Origin of the sequence: Neorhizobium galegae (assembly GCF_017877135.1) — a bacterium.
GTDB lineage: Bacteria > Pseudomonadota > Alphaproteobacteria > Rhizobiales > Rhizobiaceae > Neorhizobium > Neorhizobium galegae_A.
Map to the genome: position 1 here is coordinate 1,529,841 of NZ_JAGIPH010000001.1, position 9,972 is coordinate 1,539,812.

Annotated in this window: 9 protein-coding genes and 1 tRNA gene; 1 reads left to right on the plus strand and 9 read right to left on the minus strand. The window is 60.4% G+C overall.

The window, feature by feature from the left end; all coding sequences use genetic code 11:
• Positions 1-109: 109 nt before the first annotated feature.
• From J2858_RS07435 to J2858_RS07465, 7 genes are all read right to left on the minus strand, one after another.
• Complete coding sequence (locus J2858_RS07435) at positions 110-625, minus strand: 2'-5' RNA ligase family protein (RefSeq protein ID WP_210104050.1); 516 nt, start codon at positions 623-625, stop codon at positions 110-112.
• A gap of 20 nt (positions 626-645) precedes the next feature.
• Positions 646-1,701 (minus strand): LacI family DNA-binding transcriptional regulator, encoded by a 1,056-nt coding sequence (locus tag J2858_RS07440; protein WP_210104051.1) that lies wholly within the window; start codon positions 1,699-1,701, stop codon positions 646-648.
• Positions 1,701-2,516, minus strand: coding sequence for an ABC transporter permease (locus J2858_RS07445; protein ID WP_210104052.1), 816 nt, complete (start codon positions 2,514-2,516; stop codon positions 1,701-1,703). The genes J2858_RS07440 and J2858_RS07445 overlap by 1 nt, the downstream gene beginning before the upstream one ends.
• Positions 2,513-3,334, minus strand: coding sequence for an ABC transporter permease (locus tag J2858_RS07450; protein ID WP_210104053.1), 822 nt, complete (start codon positions 3,332-3,334; stop codon positions 2,513-2,515). The genes J2858_RS07445 and J2858_RS07450 overlap by 4 nt, the downstream gene beginning before the upstream one ends.
• A gap of 93 nt (positions 3,335-3,427) precedes the next feature.
• Complete coding sequence (locus J2858_RS07455; RefSeq protein ID WP_210104054.1) at positions 3,428-4,561, minus strand: extracellular solute-binding protein; 1,134 nt, start codon at positions 4,559-4,561, stop codon at positions 3,428-3,430.
• Positions 4,562-4,664: 103 nt separating this feature from the next.
• The gene (locus tag J2858_RS07460; RefSeq protein WP_210104055.1) at positions 4,665-5,744 is read right to left on the minus strand and encodes an ABC transporter ATP-binding protein; all 1,080 of its coding nucleotides are present in this window, start codon (positions 5,742-5,744) and stop codon (positions 4,665-4,667) included.
• 80 nt (positions 5,745-5,824) lie between these two features.
• Positions 5,825-6,616: an inositol monophosphatase family protein gene (locus J2858_RS07465; RefSeq protein WP_245365566.1), complete on the minus strand. Its 792-nt coding sequence runs from the start codon at positions 6,614-6,616 to the stop codon at positions 5,825-5,827.
• A 414-nt stretch (positions 6,617-7,030) separates the two neighbouring features.
• On the opposite strand from J2858_RS07465, the gene J2858_RS07470 reads away from it, so the two are divergent.
• Positions 7,031-9,247 carry a methyl-accepting chemotaxis protein gene (locus J2858_RS07470; protein ID WP_210104057.1) on the plus strand — a complete coding sequence of 739 codons (2,217 nt, stop codon included), beginning with the start codon at positions 7,031-7,033 and terminating at the stop codon, positions 9,245-9,247.
• 176 nt (positions 9,248-9,423) lie between these two features.
• Here the strand turns inward: J2858_RS07470 and J2858_RS07475 are convergent, their stop codons facing one another.
• Both J2858_RS07475 and J2858_RS07480 read right to left on the minus strand, forming a co-directional pair.
• A complete protein-coding gene (locus J2858_RS07475; protein WP_210104058.1) occupies positions 9,424-9,720 on the minus strand; it encodes a hypothetical protein in 297 nt (98 codons plus the stop codon).
• Positions 9,721-9,877: 157 nt separating this feature from the next.
• Positions 9,878-9,954: transfer RNA gene (locus tag J2858_RS07480), tRNA-Met, on the minus strand.
• Between the last annotated feature and the right edge of the window lie 18 nt (positions 9,955-9,972).

Below are 9,972 nucleotides of genomic sequence, written 5' to 3' on the forward strand. Positions count from 1 at the left end.
TGGAAGCAGCCTCACCTACCCTCCACAGGGCATTGACGAGTTCAAGCCCACTTCTCGCCACACGGGCTGCATCGGTGCAAGGCCAGCGCCTGGTCTTGCTGGCGTTGCTCTAGCCGAGCCTCAGCGTGTGAACGACCTGCCAGTTCTCAATCGGCACGGATTGTGCCGAGCTGATCACGGCAACGGCGTCGAAGCGGATGGTTTCGCCTGAAAACTCCCGTTCGAGGGCGGCAAATACGCTTGCCCGCTGCTCGGCCGTCACGCCATAGGCGAGCGAGATATGCGGCATGAAGGTATCGACAGAACCGGTGCCGAAAGCCTCGACTGCACGGGCCTTCAGATGCTTGAGCCGACCGGCCGGTTCGAAGCCGGCATAGAGCGAGCGGAAGAACTGCGGCAATCCGTGGATGGTGGTGACGGCGGCCGAGAAGGCGGTCTCTCCGGCAAAATTCCGGTCGAGAACGCCGGCAAGATCCTGGGCTGTTCTTTGCATGTCCTCGACGAGCGTCAGATGCGGCGCGAAACGCGGCGTACCGAACTGTTCGGCGAGCCGGTTGACGGTTGCCTCAAGGCGTTCAAGATCGGGGGCTGCCGGTTGCAGCCAGATGGAATGCCAATCGCTCATGGTTTGATGTCTCTCGTTCTTTATGGGGCGGGCGATGTCCGGTCCAGCGTCATCGACCGCACCGTGTCGCGCATGATGAGCGGCACATCCAGCTGCGTCACCATCGGCGGAGCGGAGGGATTTGCCAGCCGCAGATCGAGAACACGCAGGATTTCGCGGGCCTGTTTTTCGGCGCTTTGCTGGAAGGTCGTCAGCCTGTAGGCGCCCCAGCTCGCCTCCGGAATGTCATCGAAACCGATGACCGAGAGATCTTCGGGAAGCCGCAGACCCAGCATGTTGCGGGCATAATCCATGAGCCCCAGCGCCATCAGGTCGTTGACACAGAACACGCCTTCAACGCGTCGTGCGGGAGACAGCAACAGTGAGGCGGCCAGGCTGCCCCCCTCATAATCCGTGCGCTCGGCACGTTCCACGAAGACCTCAAGCCCTGCCGCGCGGGCGGCGTCGACATAGGTCTGCTCGCGCTCCAGAAGATTGGGGCTGCCCACCGCCGAGGTGACCATGCCAACGCGCTGCATTCCGCGCGCCGCAAAGACCTGGACGGCCGTGGCAGCGGCCAGCTTGTTGTTGACGCGGATGTGGTCGGGGCCTTCCTCATTGCGGCCGACGGCAATGAGCGGCTGTCCATTGCGCTGGGCAAGTTCGATGAAGGCGCGCGAGGGCATGCCCGATAGAACCACCGTCGCCTGGGCCCGGTAGCGCAGCAGATTGGCGTGAGAGGCCTGCCCGCTCGCCGTGCTGTCGGTGGTGATGAGTACCGGCACGCGACCGCTTTCAATGAGCAGGCGCGAGAGCGTCGAGATCTGCAGCGAGCGGAAGGGCGTTTCCGTATCGGAGGCGATCATGCCGACCAACTGGCTGCGGTTGGCGAGAAGTCCGCGCGCCAGATCGTTGACCTGATACCCCAACTCCTCAGCGGCACGCATGACTTTCTCGCGCGTCGCCACAGAGACGCTGGCGCCGTGGGTGAAGGTGCGCGAGACAGCGGAGCGGGAGACGCCCGCGCGTTCGGCCACTTCATGCGCGCTGATATAGCGTGGCAAGCCGGAGATGTCCGTCTCTTCTTTCTCCCGCATCAGCGTCCCACCTTGGACAGCACATCGGCCTTGAGAAAGCGTTCGATGACGATCATGAAGGCGATGGACGGCACCAGCAGGATGAGCGCGGTGATCGAGGCGATCTGGTAATTTCCACCCGATCCTGCCGTGTAGAGCAGCAGCGGCAGGGTGGAGATATCGGGTGCGCCGACGAAATAGGTGCCGGTAAATTCGTCGAGCGATTCCAGAAAGACGAAGATGGCGCTTGCCAGCAGGCCCGGCGCTGCGATCGGCAGCGTCACATCGCAGAAGGTTTTGAACGCAGACGCACCCATGGATCGCGCCGCTTCCTCAAGCTCGCGGTCGATCGCAGAAAAAGCAGCCGTCGCGATCCATACCGCATAGACGAGGCCATGCGTGACATGGACCAGGACGACGCCGACGACCGTGCCGTTCAGCCCCAACTGATAGAAAAGACGCGCGATGTTCACATAGACCGGCAGGTTCGGAAACGCCTGCGGGATGAGGAGCACGAGCAGGATGGCGCCGCGGAAGGGCAGTTTCAGCCGCGCCAGCGCGTAGCCGGCGGGGACAGCAAGCCCGATGGAGAAGATGACGGTAAGGCAGGCGATGAGGACGCTCATCGTCAGCGAGGTCGTGGCATTACCGCGCGGGGAAAAGACGCTCACCCAGTAGGAAAAGCCGTATTGCAGGGGAAGAGCATGGGGAAAATACCATTTCTCCGCCACCGCCCAGAGCACGAGATTGGTCAATGGTCCGAAGATGGCGAAGGCCAGCAGCCCGAGGCCAAGCGCGCGGGGTATCCACTTGAGGTCGATCATGGTCGTCTTCATCGATGTTCCCTCATCGTCTGGCGCAGATAGACCCATCCCACAAGGCTGGTCGTCAAGAGCGAGATGACACCCAGTGCGTTGGCGACACCGTAATCGCCATAGGCGTTGATGCGGAAGGCCATGCTGGCCGTGATCATGGTCGGGGATTGCGCATTGATCATCAGCGGCACGGAAAGAACCGACATCATCGTTACAAAGCTCAGGATGAGACCCACGAGCAGGGTGGGAAGCACTTGCGGCAGGATGATTTCGATGAGGATGCGCAAACGGCTTGCGCCCAGATTGCGAGCGGACTCGATCATCGAGCGGTCGAGCGAGGCCATTGCGCCAGCCAGTAGCAAGGTCACAAAGGGCGTCTGCTTCCAGACGAACGCAATCACAATGCCGCGCCAATCGAGAAAGCTGGTGGTCTGCATGGGTGTCAGAATATCCGCCTGCATGAGAAGGCTGTTCATCAAGCCGTTCTTGGCGAGAAAGGTTCTCAAAATCTGGCCGACGACGATGAACGGCACGAAAAGTGGCCAGCGGTAGAGCCAACGCAGGATCGCCACGGCGCGCGGGTTGGAGCCAAGCGTCAGGTATCCGCCAATCGCGACCGAGAGAAGCCCGATCAACACCGCAGACAGGCTGACGATCACGATCGTGAAGACAATATCGCTGCTGTAGAGTTCGAATGCCTTTTGAAAATTGGCAAAGCCGAACAGGCCGTCCACCGCAAAAGCCCCGGTGATGGAACTCACCAGAGGCACGATGAAGAGAATGAGCACGATGACCAGCGCTGGCATGACCAGCAAAAGTCCGAGAAGCGGGATCGGCATGGCTTTCACCGAATTCGTGTTTCGATCAGGTTTGCCATTTCTGGCAGCAAGAGTGCCGGGCGGCGATTGTCACGCCGCCCGGCAGGTCTTCGATCAGTTGCCGACCTGGCGCTCGTAAGCTTCGAGGATCGCCTTGTTGTAGGGTGCGATCGGGAAGGCCTTGCCGTTCTTGGCAAGATCCGCCGGGCCGATATCGGTAAACAGCTTCTCCCAGGTTGCCTTGTCGAGCTTGGCCTGAACGTGCTGCGCATCAATCCCAGGATACCAGTTGAAGCGCTCGACGATGCCCTTGGCCTGGACTTCCGGGCTGGTGGCGAGGTTGACGAACTTCTCGGCCAGATCCTTGTGGGGCGCCTTTTCCGGAATGGTGTAATGCATCGGCTGACCGGGCATGCCGGGGGCGGGAAGAACCAGCTTCATGTCCGGTGGCAGCTTGCCGGTGGCCTTCCAGCTGTAGAACATGTCCACCCAGACCGGGCCGATGGCGATTTCGCCGCGGCTCAGCATATCCAGTGTTCCGGCATTGCCGGGCGTCAACGTGGCATTCGTGGTGAAGTCCTTGAGCTTGGCAAAGGCAGGCGCCCACTTTTCGGCTTCGCTTGCCTCGAACGGCCCCTGCTGCAGCTTGTCGCCGTCGCCGGCAAAGGCATAGATCCAGCCCATGACGAAGCTCACACCGGAGGCGCCGCCCTTGATGCCGTTATAGCCGAACTGCTTGGGGTTTGCCTTGGCCCAGGCCACAAGCTCGTCATAACTCTTCGGCGGCGTTGCAACCAGCGCCGGGTTGTAGGCAAGGGCCGTCTGGCTGTTGAACATCGGCATGACATAGCCATCGACATTGGTGCCGAGCGCCATCTTGGCATTCTCGCGCGTCACCAGCTTGCCGCTCTCGATCTGGTCGCGATACTTCGCCAGATACTTTTTCTCGACCATGGGGCCGACGAACTTTTCATGCACCACGGCAACATCAGCATCCCAGGTGGCAACATTGGCGCCGGCCTGCGCATCAAAGCGCTCCAGGATTTTCTGCGATCCGGCATCACCGGGGCCGGTGCCGACGGCGCGAACCTTGACGCCCGGGTTCTGCTTTTCAAACAGCGGACCCAGATAGTCGTTGATGTAATCGACCATGTTCTGGTCACCAGCCGTCATGACGGTCAGATCTTCAGCCATGAGCGGCGAGGTTGTCAGCCCGAGGGCGAGCAGAGAATAGGCAAGGGTTTTCATCTCATCAGTCCTTTTCGAGGTGATTACAGACAGTTGAAGTGTATGCGAGGCATGGAACGGGGTGTTGCGGGAGCCCGCCAAGGCTCAAGCGGGCCACGCGAAATTACGGGCGCGGAAAAATGTAGAGCGCCGTGTCGGGCACCGTGATGTCGACGGACGCGCCCTCTTCAAAGCGGGCGGCGGCGTCCACAATCAGGCTGGTGTCGCCAAGATGGACGACATGGCGCCAGAGCCCGCCGGGGTAGCTCACCTGCGCAACCTGACCGGTCAGCACAAGACCATCCCGGTGCGCGCCAGATGCAGCGTCCGCCGCCGCGGTCATGCGCACTGTTTCGCTGCGGAAACGAGCGATCGCAGGCCCTGAGACAAGCGGTCGATCACCGCGGTCGATCACGGCTTTGCGGTTGTTGCGGCCCTCGGAGATGCCGATGCTGCTGCCGGACACCTCAATATCGATCTCGACGATGTTTTCGGCGCCCATGAACGCCGCCACGAAGTCCGAGTTCGGCTGGTTGTAGACCTCCTGCGGGGTGCCGGCCTGGGCGATCTCACCGCCATTCATGATGACGATGCGGTCGGCCATGACCATGGCTTCCTCTCGATCATGGGTCACGTGCACGGCGGTGATGCCCAGCCGGCGCTGCAAGGCGCTGATTTCGTGACGAACCGTGAGGCGAATGCGCGCGTCGAGATTGGAGAGCGGCTCATCGAGCAGCAGGATGTCCGGATTGATGGCAAGCGCACGGCCAAGGGCGACGCGCTGGCGCTGGCCGCCGGAAAGTTCGGCGGGCTTGCGGTGCCCCAAGGCCTGAAGTCCGAGAAGCGCCTTCATCTCGTCGATGCGCTGGCGCGCCGCCTCCCGCTCAACGCGACGCAATTTCAGACCATAACCGATGTTCTGATCGACCGTCATATGGGGCCAGAGCGCGTAGGACTGAAACACCAGCGCCATGCCGCGCTTGTCTGGCGGCTGGCGCGTCACGTCGCGGCCGCCAATGGAAATCGTGCCTTCGGTGGGTGTGTTGAAGCCCGCAACGGTGCGCAACAAGGTTGTCTTGCCACACCCCGACGAGCCAAGCAGGGCGACGAATTCGCCCTTGCGCACGGACAGATCGATCCCCTTCAGAATCTCGTTCTCACCGTAGCGCACGCGGGTGTGTGATATATTCAGGTAGCCTTCCATCGGTCCCTCCAATACCAATGAACATTGCACAGCTGTGCAACGGTTTTATGACACACTGCCCCGACAAGGCAAAATGTGCCTTAACGCGTCTCCTCCCGAGACGCGGCAAGCGGTATGCGCATAATATGACTGATCGGCTCGGCAAGATCCGGCACGCTTGCCAGCACAGGACCACCGCACAGGATCTTTTCGCCACCTTCGAATGAGCAGACCCTCCCGCCTGCCTCTTCGACCATCAGCAATCCAGCCATGCAATCCCAGGAATTCATGTGGCGCTCGACATAGGCTTCATTGCGCCCATCCGCGACGTAAGCCAGTCCGAGTGCGCCGGAGCCTGCTCGACGAACGTTGAAGCCGAACTCAAGCAAACCGTCCATCACACCGAGATAGTCCTGCTTTTCAATGCGTGAAGACCACCCAAGCTCCACCGTTGCTGCCTCCGCCGCAGCGACACTGGAGACGTGGATCGGCCGCCCATTAAGGGTTGCGCCGAGACCGCGCCGCGCAAAGTGAAGTTCACGCAGCACCGGATTATAGATCGCACCGAATTCAGCCCGACCGTTTTCGACATAGGCGATCGCGATGCAGAAATGCGGGATGTTGCGGGCAAAATTGGCCGTGCCATCGATTGGATCGACGACCCAGAGTTTGGACGCATCGCTGCCGCCTCCCTCCTCGCCAAAGAAGCCATCGTCCGGATATGCTTCGGCAATGGCTTTGCGCAGGAACGCTTCGCAGCGCCCGTCGAACTCGGTCAAATAGTCCTGGCGGCCCTTCATCTGCACAGCGCGAACCTGTCCAAAGCCCTGCATCACCAGTTCGCCTGCACGAATGATGATTTGCCTGCAGAAATCCACCTTGTCGTCGAGCATCCGCGTCATCCAGAAATGCGATGAACGGACATTTGCACAGCCGTGCATTGTTGTAAACTGCTTGCGAAGGCTGTTTTGTCAGAAGGCACGGCCTTCCTCGCATAACGCCCAACCACCTGCGGAAACTTTCGTTACGACGCAAGGCGGTTCGACGAATGGCGCACTTTGATAGCGAGGGGCCACGTGTTCTCTGGACTGACCCTGGTGGCATATGACGGAAGGTGGGTGTTCAGGGTCCCATCAGCCCGGATCACCCAAACTCGCCTGATGTGGCCAAGTCTCATTGTGAATCTGTGTCGCATTACTCAAGGAACGTTTTAAAATAAACACCCCCTATTTCTTGTAGTGCACCAGTTAGTAGGGCTTTACTCAAATGTGACGGAATGAGCCTAACATTCATCGGTTGGGCTTATCATGTTTTCTATCAGAAACGTCCTCGTGTCCGTCTTCCTCGTGATCAGCCTCGCCTTGGGCGCTGTGGTTTCAAAATCGCTTTTGACGTCCTACTCCACCTACAACACCTTCACCAAGGTCGCCGCCTTGACGGCCGTTGACAAGTCGCTGTTCGATTTCCTGTTGAACTACCGGCTTGAACGAGGTCATACCAACACGGCCATGATCACCACGCCAGAAAAGGCCGGCTCGACACTGGCGGCTATTCCCGTCGATCGTCAAAAGGTCGATGCCGCCATGAAGGCGATCGAACAGGCCGTTCTACTGGCAGATCGTTCCGAATTCTCGAGCATGCTCACGAAGGTCAAGGGAAACTACGACACTATCGTTTCGATGCGCCCGCAGATCGATGCGCAGCTCGCGCTGCCGCTGGAGAAACGGAACAAGGACGTCAACACGAAGCAGATGTCTTTCGGCGACACCGTTCTGACCGATCTTGAAGCCAATGCGAACATGACGGAAGCGGCTATCCGCGTTCTCGACAACGGCCTGACCGACCTTTTGCAGATCCGGGCAAACTCCTGGGCGGCCCGTTCGGGGGCGGGCGCTGAGAATATCGTTATCAACAAGGCTGCGGCCGCGGGCGGTGCGCTCTCGACTGCCGACATCGTTCAACTCGTTGCTCAGGACGCCAAGGTGAATGCCAGCTGGCTGCAGGTGCGGACGTTGATCAATCACCCGACGGTGTCCGCCGAGTTGAAGCAATTGCTCGAAAAGGCAGAGGCGGGCTATTTCACCGGACCTGTCGCCGAAATGCGCGATTCCATGTTCAACAAGGTCGTCGCTCGCGAACCGGTTGGTGTCGCGCTCGATGACTGGCTCACCCCGAGCTCCAAGTCGCAGGCGGCGATCGCAGATGTCGTCGTCGGCTCCATGAAGATCATGGATGACAAGGCGAACGCCTTGGCAGACGCAGCACTCGCCAGCGTCATCGCCTACGGGCTCCTGCTCCTGGGAGCCGTCGCGGTGACCATTGCCGGCATGATGGTCGTGGCCCGGCGCGTGGCCATGCCGATCGGTATCCTGACCCGTTCCATGGGCGCTCTTGCCGAGGGAGATACGCAGTCGCAGATCCCGTTCACCAGCCGACAGGATGAAATTGGTGCAATGGCGCAATCTGTAGAGGTGTTCCGACAGGCGGCCATACGCAATGCGCAGCTTGAGAAAGAAGCCGATGAGAACCGCAAACGGTCCGAGCTTGAACGCGTCGAAGTGCAGCGGCTTGCCGAGGCCGAAGCCGAAGAGCGGCTGAACCGGGCAACCGGCGCTCTTGCAGGTGGGCTGAAGCGTCTGGCGGCAGGCGACATGCTGTGCGAAATCAACGATCAGTTCGCCCCGCAGTTCGAGGCCTTGCGTCACGACTTCAATGCTTCGGTCCGTCAGCTGCGCGGCGTTCTGGTGAGTGTTGGCAATGCCGGCCGTGCCGTCACCAGCGGTTCTTCTGAAATTTCACATGCGTCCGACGACCTGGCGCGACGGACAGAGCAGCAGGCCGCCTCTCTGGAAGAGACGGCAGCCGCGCTGGAGGAAATCACCGCCAATGTCCGCAACACCTCGCAGAGGGCGAGCGAAGCCCGCACCATCGTGCGCGATGCCAGCGGTCGTGCCGAGCGCTCGGGCGTCGTGGTCGGCAATTGCGTGACGGCGATGAGCCGCATCGAGGATGCCTCGCGCCAAATCAGCCAGATCATTGGTGTCATCGACGAGATCGCCTTCCAGACCAACCTTCTCGCCCTGAATGCGGGTGTTGAGGCCGCGCGTGCCGGTGAGGCGGGCAAAGGCTTTGCCGTCGTGGCCCAGGAAGTGCGCGAGCTTGCCCAGCGTTCCGCGTCTGCAGCAAAAGAGATCAAGACGCTGATCGGCAATTCGGAAACGGCCGTATCGGAGGGCGTCAAGCTGGTGAATGACACCGGCTCCGGCCTCCACGAGATTGCTGGTCTGGTCCAGCTGATCAACCAGCACATGGACGCAATTGCAACGGCTGCGCAGGAACAGTCGAGCGGGCTTTCGGAGGTCAACACAGCCGTGAACCATATGGACCAGGCGACACAACAGAATGCGGCGATGGTCGAGGAGATGAACGCGGCCGGAGCAGGCCTTGCGCAGGAAGCCGCCACCTTGTCAGAACTTCTCCAGCAGTTCCGCATGGGCGAAGAAACAACCCGCCGCGCCGCTTGAGGGCAGGTCTTGAGCATAGACACTGTCTTAGGCGTTCTGCCGGACTTGGCCTTTGCTCGAATCGGCTCGTGATTATAGCCGGATCATCATGGAGGTGGCACGGAGCATCGATGCAAGCCGCACACCATGAAGGATCACCTCGGGGTATTCCCGGGGCAGTGAAACCACATGCTGCATCACGCTGGCCAGGGCGCCCCCCGGGCCTTGCTCTGATCGCCGGGTAAGGGCGGGTGAGTTCCAATATATGTATGAGAAGCTGGCTCCCTCTGATCTTCCTCGCCCGCAGCAATGCCGACGAGCATGCAAAGCGGCGCCTGATGCCGATCGTGCGTGATCTCATCCAGACTGTCGTGATCGGCAAAACGCCCGGCCACCAACCGGCAGCCCTGCAGGTCCATGGCGACATCGCCAATATCATGGCGTCCATGGATGTCATCGACGTGATGCAGCAGCAGTTTGTCGCTTCCGCTCAAAACGATATGATGACCCGCATTGCATCGGGGAGCACGTCAAAAAGACCTCTCCAACAGCGCCTTGCTTCAGCACAGCTTAAAGGGCAATTGCTGGCTTCGCGAGCGGGCTCAACGCCAAAAGCCCCACGTAGGGGGCTTTTGGGATCGCATGGATATTTGGTTGCGGGGGCAGGATTTGAACCTGCGGCCTTCAGGTTATGAGCCTGACGAGCTACCGGGCTGCTCCACCCCGCGTTATTTTTTTCCGGGTTC

Bases quoted from the DNA above. Each gene is read 5' to 3' on its own strand.
- J2858_RS07465 (WP_245365566.1), bottom strand. From the start codon at position 6,616: ATGCTCGACGACAAGGTGGATTTCTGCAGGCAAATCATCATTCGTGCA.
- J2858_RS07460 (WP_210104055.1), bottom strand. From the start codon at position 5,744: ATGGAAGGCTACCTGAATATATCACACACCCGCGTGCGCTACGGTGAG.
- J2858_RS07455 (WP_210104054.1), bottom strand. From the start codon at position 4,561: ATGAAAACCCTTGCCTATTCTCTGCTCGCCCTCGGGCTGACAACCTCG.
- J2858_RS07450 (WP_210104053.1), bottom strand. From the start codon at position 3,334: ATGCCGATCCCGCTTCTCGGACTTTTGCTGGTCATGCCAGCGCTGGTC.
- J2858_RS07440 (WP_210104051.1), bottom strand. From the start codon at position 1,701: ATGCGGGAGAAAGAAGAGACGGACATCTCCGGCTTGCCACGCTATATC.
- J2858_RS07445 (WP_210104052.1), bottom strand. From the start codon at position 2,516: ATGAAGACGACCATGATCGACCTCAAGTGGATACCCCGCGCGCTTGGC.
- J2858_RS07470 (WP_210104057.1), top strand. From the start codon at position 7,031: ATGTTTTCTATCAGAAACGTCCTCGTGTCCGTCTTCCTCGTGATCAGC.
- J2858_RS07435 (WP_210104050.1), bottom strand. From the start codon at position 625: ATGAGCGATTGGCATTCCATCTGGCTGCAACCGGCAGCCCCCGATCTT.